The organism is Mangrovibacillus cuniculi, assembly GCF_015482585.1.
Taxonomy (GTDB): domain Bacteria; phylum Bacillota; class Bacilli; order Bacillales; family R1DC41; genus Mangrovibacillus; species Mangrovibacillus cuniculi.
The window spans coordinates 668,550-682,143 of the sequence record NZ_CP049742.1; the positions used below are offsets into that span (position 1 = coordinate 668,550).

At 35.9% G+C, this 13,594-nt stretch carries 10 protein-coding genes and 1 pseudogene; all 11 read left to right on the forward strand.

Features of this window, described 5'->3' with window-relative positions:
* Nucleotides 1-77 precede the first annotated feature (77 nt).
* The 11 genes and pseudogenes from G8O30_RS03425 to pepF all read left to right on the forward strand — a co-directional run bounded on the left by G8O30_RS03425 (nucleotide 78) and on the right by pepF (nucleotide 13,272).
* Nucleotides 78-1,756 (forward strand): annotated as a pseudogene (locus G8O30_RS03425) (peptide ABC transporter substrate-binding protein).
* A 140-nt stretch (nucleotides 1,757-1,896) separates the two neighbouring features.
* Entirely contained in the window at nucleotides 1,897-2,829 is a 933-nt protein-coding gene (gene opp3b / locus G8O30_RS03430) for an oligopeptide ABC transporter permease (protein WP_239673594.1), read from the forward strand.
* The gene (gene opp3C, locus G8O30_RS03435) at nucleotides 2,826-3,845 is read left to right on the forward strand and encodes an oligopeptide ABC transporter permease (RefSeq protein ID WP_239673595.1); all 1,020 of its coding nucleotides are present in this window, start codon (nucleotides 2,826-2,828) and stop codon (nucleotides 3,843-3,845) included. The genes opp3b and opp3C overlap by 4 nt, the downstream gene beginning before the upstream one ends.
* Before the next feature lie 14 nt (nucleotides 3,846-3,859).
* Nucleotides 3,860-4,897 carry an ABC transporter ATP-binding protein gene (locus tag G8O30_RS03440; protein WP_239673596.1) on the forward strand — a complete coding sequence of 346 codons (1,038 nt, stop codon included), beginning with the start codon at nucleotides 3,860-3,862 and terminating at the stop codon, nucleotides 4,895-4,897.
* A 2-nt stretch (nucleotides 4,898-4,899) separates the two neighbouring features.
* Nucleotides 4,900-5,838, forward strand: a complete 939-nt coding sequence (locus G8O30_RS03445; RefSeq protein ID WP_239673597.1) for an ABC transporter ATP-binding protein — start codon at nucleotides 4,900-4,902, stop codon at nucleotides 5,836-5,838.
* Nucleotides 5,839-6,380: 542 nt separating this feature from the next.
* Complete coding sequence (locus tag G8O30_RS03450) at nucleotides 6,381-6,956, forward strand: GNAT family N-acetyltransferase (RefSeq protein WP_239674482.1); 576 nt, start codon at nucleotides 6,381-6,383, stop codon at nucleotides 6,954-6,956.
* Nucleotides 6,957-7,205: 249 nt separating this feature from the next.
* Nucleotides 7,206-7,601 carry a transcriptional regulator SpxA gene (spxA, locus tag G8O30_RS03455; RefSeq protein ID WP_239673598.1) on the forward strand — a complete coding sequence of 132 codons (396 nt, stop codon included), beginning with the start codon at nucleotides 7,206-7,208 and terminating at the stop codon, nucleotides 7,599-7,601.
* Between the two features lie 261 nt (nucleotides 7,602-7,862).
* Nucleotides 7,863-8,519 (forward strand): adaptor protein MecA, encoded by a 657-nt coding sequence (gene mecA / locus G8O30_RS03460; RefSeq protein ID WP_239673599.1) that lies wholly within the window; start codon nucleotides 7,863-7,865, stop codon nucleotides 8,517-8,519.
* 72 nt (nucleotides 8,520-8,591) lie between these two features.
* Nucleotides 8,592-10,103 carry a cardiolipin synthase gene (gene cls, locus G8O30_RS03465; RefSeq protein ID WP_239673600.1) on the forward strand — a complete coding sequence of 504 codons (1,512 nt, stop codon included), beginning with the start codon at nucleotides 8,592-8,594 and terminating at the stop codon, nucleotides 10,101-10,103.
* Nucleotides 10,104-10,184: 81 nt separating this feature from the next.
* Nucleotides 10,185-11,354 (forward strand): competence protein CoiA, encoded by a 1,170-nt coding sequence (locus G8O30_RS03470; protein WP_239673601.1) that lies wholly within the window; start codon nucleotides 10,185-10,187, stop codon nucleotides 11,352-11,354.
* A gap of 100 nt (nucleotides 11,355-11,454) precedes the next feature.
* Nucleotides 11,455-13,272, forward strand: a complete 1,818-nt coding sequence (pepF, locus tag G8O30_RS03475; protein WP_239673602.1) for an oligoendopeptidase F — start codon at nucleotides 11,455-11,457, stop codon at nucleotides 13,270-13,272.
* Nucleotides 13,273-13,594: the final 322 nt, after the last annotated feature.

Here is a 13,594-nt window from a genome sequence, read left to right on the forward strand (position 1 = left end):
ATGTACAAACCGAAAAAATTATGTATAATAATCATTGTAGAAATTTTTCAGAAAAATAAAAAAGGGAGGTCAATCGAATGAGAAAATCAAAACTTTCATTCCTACTAGCACTATCATTAGTATTAAGCATGTTTCTAGCAGCTTGTTACGGTGGTGGTGATTCTTCGGAGCCAGCTAAAGAAGGTAACGGAGAAGGCGGCGAGTCAGCTGCACCACAAGTACTTAATGTATTAGAAACAGCAGAAATTCCTACTATGAACACAATCATGGCGCAAGACGCTGTAGCGTTCAACGTTATGAACCAAGTATTTGAAGGTCTTTACCGTTTAGATAAAGACAACCAACCAACTCCAGGTATGGCAGATGGTGAACCAGAAGTAAATGAAGACGGAACAGTTTATACGTTTAAACTACGTGATGCTGAATGGTCTAATGGAACTCCTGTAACTGCTAACGATTTCGTATTTGCTTGGCAACAAGCTGTAAACCCAGATAACGCTACTCCATATGGAGCATACATGATGAACGGTGTTATCAAAGGTGCTACAGAAGTTTCTGAAGGTGCTTCTCTAGATACTTTAGGAGTAGTAGCGAAAGACGATAAAACTCTAGAGGTTACTCTTGAGCGTCCAGTACCATACTTCATGTCTTTAATGACATTCCCAACTTTCTACCCTCTAAACCAAGAGTACTATGAGTCTCAAGGTGAGGCGTATGCAACAAACAGCGACACGATGATCTACAACGGTCCTTTCACATTATCTGATTGGAACGGAACAGGTTTATCTTGGAAATATAAAAAGAATGATTCTTATTGGGATGCAGAAACAGTACAATTATCTCAAATTAACGTAGAAGTTGTTAAAGAGCCAGGTACTGCTGTAAACCTTTATGAAACTGGTGAAACTGACCGCGCTGGTTTATCTGGTGAGTATGCTGCACAATATGCTAACCATGAAGACCTGAAAAAATTCTTGAGCCAACAGTATTCTATTTTAAATACAATCAAGATAATAACGGAAAAACAGATTTAGCTAACGAAAATATCCGTAAGGCTATTTCATTAGCAATTGATAAAGAAGCTATGGTTAACAATATCTTAGCTAATGGTTCTATTGCAGCTAACCAATTAGTACCAAAAGAATTCACTTTCCACCCAGAAACAAACGAAGATTTCTTCAACAACAACAGTGATGTTGGTTTAGGTTACGATGTTGAGCAAGCAAAAGAATACTTTGCAACTGGTTTAGAAGAGTTAGGTAAAGATGCAATTTCTTTAGAAATCCTAGGTGGAGACACAGAAGCTTCTAAGAACATCCATGCTTACATTAAGAACCAACTTGAAACTAACCTTGAAGGTTTAACAATTTCTGTATCAGAAGTACCATTCAAGATTCGTTTAGATCGTGATACAAAAGAAGATTATGACATCCAAGTTGCTGGATGGGGTCCTGACTATCAAGATCCAATGACTTTCGTTGATCTATTTGTTACGGATGGTGGTCATAACCACTCAAACTATTCTAACGCTGAATATGATCAGTTAGTTGAAGATGCTAAGACTACTCTTTCTGGCGATGTTAATGCACGCTGGGAAGCAATGGTTCAAGCTGAACGCATCCTTCTTGAAGAAGCTGCATTTGGTCCACTTTACCAACGTGCTGCTGCAGTTCTTCAACAAGACTATGTAAAAGGTTTAATCGAGCATCCATTTGGAGCTGACTTCTCATACAAGTGGGCTACTGTGGAAAAATAATATAGTTTTGGTTCATCCAACTATATTAAGCAAGAAAAGAGAGTATATAAGTATATACTCTCTTTTCCAATGCTAGAGAATTGTCGAATTTTGTTTAATTTTCAAACTACTTTATGTTAAAAAGATCAGGAGGTGCAACGATGGTAAAATACATTGCCCAACGTTTAATTTATATGGTTATTACGTTATTTCTAATCGCTTCTTTTACATTCTTCCTCATGCAGTTACTGCCAGGGACACCCTATAATAACCAAGATAAACTATCAGATGCACAAATAGAAATTATGAATGAAAAGTATGGACTTAATAAATCTGTGCCAGAGCAATATGCATTATATATCGGTGGTTTAGTACAAGGTGACCTTGGCGTGTCTTTCCAATTTGATAACCGCGACGTATCTGACCTCATCGCTAATCGCATCGGTCCTTCCGCAATTTTAGGTTTCCAAGCAATGTTCTTTGGTACAATCATCGGAATAGTTCTAGGAATTTTAGGAGCCTTATTTCAGAACACATGGATTGATTATGGTAGTACATTTATTGCGGTTTTAGGTAAATCAATACCTTCATTCGTTTTTGCTGCACTATTACAATACTGGATAGGTGTTAAGGCAGGATGGTTACCTGTAGCATTCTGGAGAGGGCCTGAATATTCGATTCTGCCTACAATAGCTCTTGCAATGTTCCCAATTTCCATTGCTGCTCGTTTTATGAGAACAGAATTAATAGAAGTATTTAATTCTGATTACATCATGTTAGCTAGAGCAAAGGGAGCAAGCACGTTTGAAATTTCTGTTAAGCATGCATTGCGTAATGCGTTAATTCCATTAATTACTGTTCTTGGACCACTAGCTATTGGACTAATCACTGGTTCACTAGTAATTGAGAAAATCTTCTCTATTCCTGGTTTAGGAGAACAGTTCGTAAAATCTATCCAAGTAAATGACTATCCTATAATCATGGGAACAACTTTGCTATTCTCATTCTTATTAATTGTCATTATTCTTGTAGTAGATATTTTATATGGAATTATCGATCCGCGAATTCGTCTAGCGGGAGGTAAAAAGAAATGAGTCAACAAAACGAAACAATTTCAAAAGATCTATTTAAACCGGCAGTAATGACTGGTCAAGATAATGAAAGAATTGAGAAGCCAAGTTTAAATTATTGGCAAGATGCATGGCTTCGTTTACGTAAAAATACAGGTGCAGTTGTAAGTTTAGTTATCGTTATATTATTAACGATCATGGCATTTGCAGGGCCTTACATGTCTCCACATGATTCTCAAACGCAAAACTTAGCACATTCCAACTTACCTCCAAAAATCCCTGGTATTGAAAACCTAGGTATCTTTAACGGAGAAATGGAAGTAGCTGGTACAGTCCAAAACGTCTATGAAACAAAAGGTGTGGATGCATACTATTGGTTTGGTACAGATGGTTTAGGACGTGACTTATTCTCCCGTGTTTGGGAAGGTACCCAAATTTCTTTATACATTGCTATCGTTGCCGCACTAATTGATATGGTAATCGGTGTAGCATATGGTGGTATTTCTGCTTACTACGGTGGTAGAGTGGATAATGTTCTGCAACGTATCATTGAAGTTATTGTTGGTATTCCAAACTTAGTAATTGTAATTTTAATGATTCTATTACTAGATCCAGGATTAACTTCAATCATTATTGCCCTAACTATTACCGGTTGGGTAGGTATGGCACGTGTTGTTCGTGGTCAAACATTAAAATTGAAGAACCAAGAGTTTGTTCTTGCTGCCAAGACACTTGGAGCAAAAGATTCTACTATAATTTTCAAACATCTAATTCCTAACTTAGCTGGTGTTATTCTAATCAACACTATGTTTACGATCCCAAGTGCTATTTTCTTCGAAGCATTCTTAAGCTTTATTGGATTAGGATTACCAGAAGAAAATGCTTCTCTAGGGTCATTAGTAGAGAATGGGTATAAAACATTACAGTTCTTACCTCACTTAATGGTGTGGCCTTCTGTAGTAATCAGTTTAATCATGATTACATTTAACTTATTAGCTGACGGAGTGCGTGATGCACTAGATCCAAAAATGCGTGATTAAGGTAGGTGAACAAAATGACAAACGTTTTAGAAGTAAAAGATCTTCATATTTCTTTCCATACATTCGGTGGAGAAGTACAAGCTATTCGTGGTGTTGACTTTGAATTGAAAAAAGGGGAAACGCTAGCGATCGTTGGAGAATCAGGTTCTGGTAAATCTGTTACGACAAAAAGCATTATGCGTCTTTTACCAGAGCAAAACTCCGAAGTGAAATCAGGTCAAATCCTTTTTGAAGGAAAAGACTTAGCGTCGATTTCTGAAAAGAAAATGCAATCTGTTCGTGGAAAAGATATTTCGATGATTTTCCAAGACCCAATGACATCTCTAAACCCAACGATGACTATCGGTAAGCAGATTATGGAACCATTATTAAAGCATCAAAAATTATCATCATCAGAAGCTAAAGCACGTTCTATTGAATTATTGAACTTAGTAGGTATTCCTAATGCACAAGAGCGTTTTAAGCAATATCCTCACCAATTCTCTGGTGGTATGAGACAACGTGTTGTTATTGCGATTGCTCTTGCTTGTAATCCTAAAGTTCTCATTGCTGATGAACCAACAACAGCATTAGACGTAACAATCCAAGCCCAAATTTTAGAATTAATGAAGGACCTTCAAAAGAAAATTGATACATCCATTATCTTTATTACACATGATTTGGGTGTAGTTGCGAACGTTGCAGATCGCGTAGCAGTAATGTATGCAGGTAAAATTGTAGAAGTTGGAACAGTAGATGAAATCTTCTATAATCCAAAACACCCTTATACATGGGGCCTTATTAGTTCAATGCCTTCTCTAGATGCTACAGAGGAAGAGTTATATGCAATACCAGGAACACCTCCAGACTTATTATCTCCACCTAAAGGAGATGCATTTGCACCTCGTAATCCTTATGCGATGCAAATTGATTTAGAGAAACAACCTCCTATGTTCAAAGTATCTGATACACATTATGCAGCTACTTGGTTATTACACCCAGATGCTCCTAAAGTAGAGCCACCTGAGGCAGTAAAGATGCGCATGCATAAGTTCCAAGGTAAGGGGGAATAAGTATGACAGAACAAAAAAAGTTATTAGAAATTAAAAATTTAAAACAACATTTCAATATTGGTAGACCAAACGAAGTAAAAGCAGTTGATGGTATCTCTTTTGATATTTATAAGGGAGAAACATTAGGTTTAGTTGGTGAATCAGGTTGTGGTAAATCCACTACTGGTCGTACAATTATCCGCCTTTATGATGCTACTGATGGAGAAGTAATTTATGACGGTGAAAATGTTCATGGCAAGAAATCTAAAGCAGATTTAAAGAAATTTAACCGTAAAATGCAAATGATCTTCCAAGATCCTTATGCATCATTAAACCCAAGAATGAAAGTGGAAGACATTATCGCGGAAGGTATTGATATTCACGGTCTTGCGAAGTCGAAAGAAGAACGCAAAAAAATGGTTCATGATCTTTTAGAGACGGTAGGGTTAAATAAAGAACACGCGAACAGATACCCACATGAATTCTCTGGTGGACAACGTCAGCGTATCGGGATTGCAAGAGCATTAGCTGTTCAACCTGAATTTATCATCGCGGATGAGCCGATTTCTGCACTTGACGTATCTATCCAAGCGCAAGTAGTTAACTTAATGAAACGACTTCAGCGTGAAAAAGGTCTTACGTATTTATTCATTGCCCATGATTTATCGATGGTTAAATACATTTCAGATCGAATTGGAGTAATGTATTTCGGTAAGTTAGTAGAGCTTACAACAGCGGAGAACTTATACAAAAACCCATTACATCCGTATACTCAATCGCTATTATCAGCAATTCCACTTCCAGACCCAGACTATGAACGTCAACGTGTACGTAAAACATATGACCCTAAGTCTCATGGTTATGGAGAAGGGGAAGAAGTAAAAATGAGAGAAGTAGCGCCTGATCACTTTGTTCTGTGTTCAGAATCAGAATTTAAACAGTATCAAGCTGCTTATAAGTAAAAAAATGAGGCTGGGACTGAACAAAAAGGTACATTTCGAAAAAACGAATGTACCTTTTTTGTGTTGTATTTAAGATTATAATACTGCAGAATTAGTGCAATTATAGAATATTTCTTAGGGATTGGAGCGGAAGGGGGCGACTCCTACGGGATAGGTGGGTTACTGAGACCCCACAGGAGCGCGTTCTTCAGCGACGAGGAGGCATGTCTAGCTTCAGGTGCGCAGATGCTCGGCAAACTCAGATGGCCCTGTGGTGGCTGAAGAACTGCCTCCTCGGTCCCTCCAAGTTTGTTGCCGCATCTAAACGCGCACCTTACGCTTTTCGAAACAGCAACCCACCCCGTGGAAAGCGTCCCCCTGCAGCGGAAATCCCTGTGCAATCACTTTCGGGTTTTGTCCCAGCCTCTTTTTTTTCGCTTTGTAAATGCGAATTGTACGTATTCGACATACAATTTATTACCTTGGAAATATCGACACGAAAAAGGTTAATTTTGCAGAATATAGGGAAAAAGAAGGATATACAAAAATAAGGAGCGATTATGATGGACTGGTATGAAAAACTAAATCAATATTTTCCGGTAGAAGAAATGAAATCAAAGCAACATATGGAGTCTCTCTTAAAAGAAAAAAAAGATGTTTACTTCAAAGAGGAAGGGCCTCATCACGTATTAATGTATGCAGAGTTTAAACATTTTGTATTTGTAGATTATTTATTTGTTTCAAAGGATGCTAGAGGCCAAGGTTTAGGTAAGAAGCTAATGAAGTTTCTTCAAGACAAAAACAAACCTATTTTACTCGAAGTTGAACCTGTAGATGTGAACGACGAAGATACAGCTAAAAGGTTGTATTTTTACAAACGAATAGGCTTTAAGCATGCAGATAAAATTGGCTATGAAAGAAAATCATTAGCTACTGGTGAAGTAACTACAATGGAGATCTTATATTGGTCTCCAACGAATGCAAGTGAAGAAGAGATTTATGAAGCTATGAAGACTATTTATGAGGACATTCATACGTATAAAGATGAAGAATTCTATAAAGGGAAATATGAAGATGTTGAACAAGTATTATCCATTGACGAAAAGAATAAGGAAAATATTTTGAAATCTTTAGACTGATTTTTTATTTTTTTCATCTAATTTTCATCTTGAACCTTTAGTATGTAACTTGTACACGATGTTTATCAACTTTACAAGGAGGGTATAGATGAATGTGTACAAATCTTCTACATCTAAAGAATGATTAATAAAAAACGTCTATTCATAGAGTGAAATATTGTGTATAATAATTATAGAAATTCCTAAATTAAAGTAATTACAAATAACTTACATCATAATCTTACATTAAATGAAGGAGTGTTGATGATCATGGTAACATTGTACACTTCACCAAGTTGCACATCTTGTCGCAAAGCGAAAGCATGGTTAGAAGAACATGATATTCCATATACAGAAAGAAATATTTTCTCAGAGTCTATGTCATTAGATGAGATTAAAGAGATTTTACGTATGACGGAAGATGGAACAGATGAGATTATCTCTACACGTTCTAAAACGTTCCAAAAGCTTAACGTAGATTTAGATAGTTTGCCACTTCAACAATTGTATGAGATCATTCAAGGTAATCCTGGTCTTTTACGTCGTCCAATTATTATTGATGAAAAAAGACTGCAAGTAGGGTACAATGAAGATGAAATTCGTCGTTTCTTACCTCGTAAAGTAAGAACGTATCAATTGATGGAAGCAAGAAAAATGGTCAACTAATGATAAAACCTTCATACGTTAGTGTATGAAGGTTTTTTTATAAATTTGGGTAAGCTAATTAGTACTAAAGATTTACCAAACTTTTCTGCCGCGCCAGAGCACACTCCTTACGCTTTTCTATGAAATTTGGGCAATCTTTTCATTTCCCTTTCGCTTCAACTTATCATAAAATATAAGTACAAGATGGAATTCATCTAGTAAGGACATTGGTCCAGGGTGAGATTCCCTTCACCAAAAATATTAGAAGGGAGATGGGATACAATGGAAATCGAACGTATTAATGATAACACAGTAAAGTTTTACGTCTCTTACATGGATATTGAAGAGAGAGGTTTTGATCGAGAAGAAATTTGGTACAACCGAGATAAGAGTGAAGAATTATTTTGGGAAATGATGGATGAAGTGCATCAAGAAGAGGAATTTACAGTGGAAGGCCCACTATGGATACAAGTTCAAGCATTAGATAAAGGCTTAGAAATACTTGTTACTCGAGCACATATGACGAAAGATGGTCAACGGTTTGAGTTACCTGTACCAGAGGAAAAGCTAAAAGATATTGGTGTGGATGGTCAAATTGAAGATTTCTTAGATGAGCATTTCCAAATGAAAAGCCACGGACAGGATGATTCATCCTTTGAGTTTATGTTACAGTTCGCTGACTTTGAAGATATTATCTCATTATCCAAACGACCAGGACTAGAATTTGTTCAAACATCCCTTTATGCGGCAAATAATAAATATTATTTATATGTGGAATTCCCAGAGGACGACTTTACAGAGGACTTAATTGAAGATACTCTAAGTATCCTATTAGAATATGGTAGAGAATCACACACAACCGTACACTGGTTACAAGAGTATGGTAAAACGGTTATGAAAGAAGATGTCTTTTCACAAGTTCAAAACTTTTTTGCATAACTAGAGCCGATTTCTTATTAGGAATCGGCTTTTTCAAAATTTAATGGTGCTTTACATCCCGGAGGCAACGTAATGAAAAATACGTTTCGTGTTATATTATTTGGTTTAGCGATTGGATTATTTTATTTTGCAATTAGAGATTTTTTACCATTTGATTGGACAAACTATGTTAGTTTAGCTTTAACTATGATGGTCATTATTATTGGGTTTATTATCTTTTTTGAAAATCGTCATCCTACTCAGACACTTACATGGCTTGTTGTACTAGGAGCTTTTCCTTTGCTAGGGTTTATTTTTTACTTATTATTTGGTCGAAGTTATCGTAAAGAAAAAACGTTTAAGCAGAAATATATATTGGACCAAAAGTGGGTAAAGAAATATTTTACAAGTACCACTCATGAGTTACTGGATTTACCTTCTTCCAAAAGGCATCAAAACTTCTACCAGTTAACTCAAAAATTAAGCCAGTCACCTATTACTTTTGCAACAGAAACAAAGGTTTTGACAGATGGGAAAGAGACTTTTTCTACAATTATAGAAGAATTAGAAAAGGCACAACACCATATTCATTTCCAATACTACATTGTGCGAAATGATGAGTTAGGTAATAAAATTGGCGATATCTTAAAGAGGAAGGCAGAAAGCGGTGTGCAAGTCCGTTTTATGTATGATGCAGTAGGGTCTTGGAGTTTGTCCAAAAAATATCTTACTAGACTAAAACATTCAGGTGTAGAGGTTGTTGCTTTCAATCCAGTATATTTACCTTTTTTAAACAACAAATTTAATTATCGTAACCACCGTAAAATCATTGTTATCGATGGAGATACAGGGTTTATGGGTGGCTTAAATGTTGGGGATGAATATCTTGGTAAGAATTCAGACTTTGGATATTGGAGAGATACTCATTTACTATTAAAGGGTGAGGGTGTAAGAAATCTTCAATTAATTTTCTTCCAAGATTGGTTTTATATGACGAATGAGAGCTTTTTAACGCCAGGTTACCTTCAATCAAATAGCAAAGACTCTTTAGCTTCGCAAGGTGGGGTTCAATTGATTGCAGGTGGCCCAGATAGTGAATGGAGTACAATGAAGAATTTATTTTTCTCCATGATTACTTCTGCTAAAAAGTCAGTGTGGATTGCATCACCTTATTTCATACCAGATGATGACATCTTTACAGCTTTAAAAGTAGCTGCGTTATCTGGTATTGACGTAAAACTGTTAGTACCCGCTAAACCAGACAAACGAATCGTCTTTCATGCTTCTAGATCGTATTTTCCAGAACTTATGGAGGCAGGAGGCAAGGTGTATGAATATGAAAGAGGTTTTATGCACAGTAAGATCTTAATGATTGATGATGATTTTGCTTCCATCGGTACGGCTAATATGGATATGAGGAGCTTTCACTTAAATTTCGAGGTAAATGCGTTCCTTTATGAAACAGAAAGTATTAAAACACTCAGATCTGATTTCCAGCACGACCTGTCGTATAGCAAAGAGTTAGACCTTGAGCTTTTTAATAAACGACATGTAGGCTATCGTGTTCTAGAATCAACGTCTAGACTTCTTTCTCCACTTTTATAAGACATTTTTGTTGAATAATAGCAGGACTTTTATGATTTTTGTCGAATAAACACTTAACCAAAATATTGGGGAGGTGTTTATTTGTTTTCTGCAATAAATGCAAAAGGAGAAGAATTTCACCTATATAGAAATGGAAGTCAGATTTCTTACGGTCTTCTCAGAAAGGAAAAATGGTATTGCTCTGATTGTGAAACAGAAGTAATATATCGACATGGAACAAGGAAAGTACCTCATTTTTCTCACAGAGCGTTAAAAGAATGTGCATATTCTCATGAATCAGAAAGTGCTCTTCACCTTAGTGGAAAACTAGATTTGTATAGAGCCTTTTTAAACTTCACCTCAGCTAATCTTGAGTACAAATTGACTAATCTTTCACAAAGAGCGGATATTTACTTACCACGAGAACATTTAGCTATCGAATTTCAGTGTTCCTCTATACCATTCTCCACTTTCCAAATAAGAAAAGAAGGATATGAAAAACACAACGTAACATCTTGGTGGATTATAGGTGGCCCTCCGCGTTTTGTAACCTTTAACCCTTACACGATAGTTAATCTCCGTTCCTTTGAACTAATGATGCTAAGTTTTCACCCCAACTTGAAGTGGCACATCCACTTTTATGATCCCAGTCAAAAAAGACTTTATTTTTTACACCACATACAGATACTTTCTGCTACAAAATATGTAGCTACTGTTCATTATTATCCTCTTTCCGCTGTTCACCCAAATCTATTCTTTTCCCCTCCATTACTAAATTCACAAAAGATAAATCTTGAAAAGTGGCTTGTTGATCGAGATCATTGGCTAATCAATAAAATGATGTATACAAAAAATCGAAAGGATCCAATGCTTAGTTCTTTATATTTTCATCAGATTGCTCCGTCAAATGTTCCGTCTTATATTGGTTTACCAAATTCTTATCAATCACTTATGCTTTGTTCTCCTTTTGAATGGCAATGGTATTTATGGGCTGAAGGTTTTCTTTCAATAGAATGTATAAGTATAGATGGCCTAGTTGCGATACTGGAAAGAAAAATGAAGTTTAATGTAATAAAGCACTCTTTGGTTGAAGTTAAGGATAAGCAGCTGTTTCGACTATTAGTGAAAGAGTACGTACAAGTTCTTTTAAGAATTGGTGTTTTATCTCTAGAAGATGGAAATTTATTATGTGTTCGTCCTGAGTATAAGAAATACACAATTTTGGAGAAAGAAGAAGAACGAAAGACCTTTTTAGCGAAATTTAAAGAATAGAATATAGGTAAGAACGAAACAAATGAGTGGAAAGAATATTCTGAAATATGGTATGATATAGAAGAAATTATTCGAATATCGAAATAATGGAGGGAATAGTATGACAACAAAAACATCTTCCTTACCTACTCGTTCAGAAGTAGAAGAGAACTTAACATGGAGACTAGAAGATATTTTTTCATCCGATGAAGATTGGAATGAAGAGTTTAAACAAGTTCAAACATTGTTAAAAGATGCGGAAGGATATAAAGGTACAATTAAAAACGGAGCTGCAGCTTTATTAGAAGTTTTAACATATCGTGACAATGTCATGCAACGACTAGGCAAATTATATACATATGCTCACATGAGATACGATCAAGATACAGGTAATTCTTTCTATCAAGGTTTGGATGACCGTATCAAGACACTTTACACGCAAGCAGCAAGTGGATTATCTTATCTTGTACCGGAGATTTTAGAGTTATCTGATGAGGAACTTTCTTCTTATTTATCAGAAGAACCTAAATTAGAACTATATCGCCATGCTTTAGAAGAAATCGCGAAAGAACGTCCTCATGTTCTATCTGCAGAGCAGGAAGCATTACTTGCACAAGCTTCAGAGGTTATGGCAGCGTCTAGTAACACATTTGGTATGTTAAATAATGCAGACCTAACCTTCCCAGTAGTAAAAGACGAAAATGGTCAAGAAGTAGAGATTACACATGGTAGGTATATTAGATTCCTAGAATCTGAAAATCGCCAAGTTCGAGAAGATGCTTTCAAAGGGGTCTATGGAACGTATGGTTCATATAAAAATACTTTTGCTAGTACATTAGCAGGTACAGTGAAAAAGGATAACTTTAATGCTAGAGTTAGAAATTATCCTTCTGCACGTGCAGCTGCTTTAGCAAATAACCATATTCCTGAGACGGTATACGATCAATTAGTAGACACAGTAAACAAAAACTTACCTCTATTGCATCGTTATGTTGCTCTACGTAAGAAGGTCCTAGGTTTAGAAGAACTTCACATGTATGATCTATTTACACCACTTGTAAAAGATGTGAAAATGGAAGTTTCATATGATGAAGCAAAAGAGTTAATGTTAGAGTCCATGAAACCTCTTGGAGAAGAATATGTATCTATCGTTGAAGATGGTTTAAACAACCGTTGGGTAGATGTCTATGAGAATAAAGGAAAGCGTAGTGGAGCTTATTCATCTGGAACATATGGAACGAATCCATATATTCTAATGAACTGGCAAGATAACGTGAATAACTTATTTACCCTTACACATGAATTTGGACATAGTGTTCACAGTTATTACACGAGAAAATCACAACCATATCCATATGGTAACTATTCTATCTTCGTTGCAGAAGTAGCTTCTACTTGTAATGAAGCCTTACTAAATGATCATTTATTAAAAACGACAACAGACCCTAAAAAGCGCCTGTATCTATTAAATCACTTCTTAGAAGGTTTTAGAGGAACGGTATTCAGACAAACAATGTTTGCTGAATTCGAGTTATTAATTCATCAAAAAGCACAAGAAGGAGAAGCGTTAACAGCTGAACTTCTTACTAAAGAGTACTATGCTTTAAATGAAAAATATTTTGGAAAAGATAATATGGTAATCGATGAAGAAATCGGTCTAGAATGGGCTAGAATTCCGCACTTCTACTATAACTTCTATGTATACCAATACGCTACAGGATACAGTGCAGCAACTGCGTTAAGTAAACAAATTCTTGAAGAAGGTCAACCGGCAGTGGATCGCTATGTTGAGTTCTTAAAAGCTGGAAGCTCTGATTATCCTATTGAAGTATTGAAAAAAGCTGGAGTGGATATGACAACTTCTAAGCCAATTGAAGATGCTTGTAAAGTGTTTGAGGAAAAATTAGCGGAAATGGAACAGCTTTTAGAAGAATTGTAATAGTTTTTTACTAAATTGAATAAGACTGAAACCAGGTGTATCCTAAACGATGCACCTGGTTTTGTGCATGATGGAGTACAATAATTTTTAAAGATAGTTATAGTGGCATATATGTGGAATAGTTTTAGGATTGGAGAGAGAGTGACACCGGCAGTAATTCCTCTTTAGTCAATATGGTTATTTGAGAATCGTTTTCATTTTAACAAAAATGTGAACAACAGCACAAATCCTTGTCAAAGAATGTCGGATTATGATACTATACAGGTGTGAAGTTGATCACAAGCAAACATATACCCCTTTGTTTGACCGTGAAAAATTTCTC

Excerpts from the sequence above, each read along its gene's own strand:
- G8O30_RS03450 (WP_239674482.1), top strand. The coding sequence starts at position 6,381 with ATGGACTGGTATGAAAAACTAAATCAATATTTTCCGGTAGAAGAAATG.
- cls (WP_239673600.1), top strand. The coding sequence starts at position 8,592 with ATGAAAAATACGTTTCGTGTTATATTATTTGGTTTAGCGATTGGATTA.
- spxA (WP_239673598.1), top strand. The coding sequence starts at position 7,206 with ATGGTAACATTGTACACTTCACCAAGTTGCACATCTTGTCGCAAAGCG.
- opp3C (WP_239673595.1), top strand. The coding sequence starts at position 2,826 with ATGAGTCAACAAAACGAAACAATTTCAAAAGATCTATTTAAACCGGCA.
- mecA (WP_239673599.1), top strand. The coding sequence starts at position 7,863 with ATGGAAATCGAACGTATTAATGATAACACAGTAAAGTTTTACGTCTCT.
- G8O30_RS03440 (WP_239673596.1), top strand. The coding sequence starts at position 3,860 with ATGACAAACGTTTTAGAAGTAAAAGATCTTCATATTTCTTTCCATACA.
- pepF (WP_239673602.1), top strand. The coding sequence starts at position 11,455 with ATGACAACAAAAACATCTTCCTTACCTACTCGTTCAGAAGTAGAAGAG.
- G8O30_RS03445 (WP_239673597.1), top strand. The coding sequence starts at position 4,900 with ATGACAGAACAAAAAAAGTTATTAGAAATTAAAAATTTAAAACAACAT.
- opp3b (WP_239673594.1), top strand. The coding sequence starts at position 1,897 with ATGGTAAAATACATTGCCCAACGTTTAATTTATATGGTTATTACGTTA.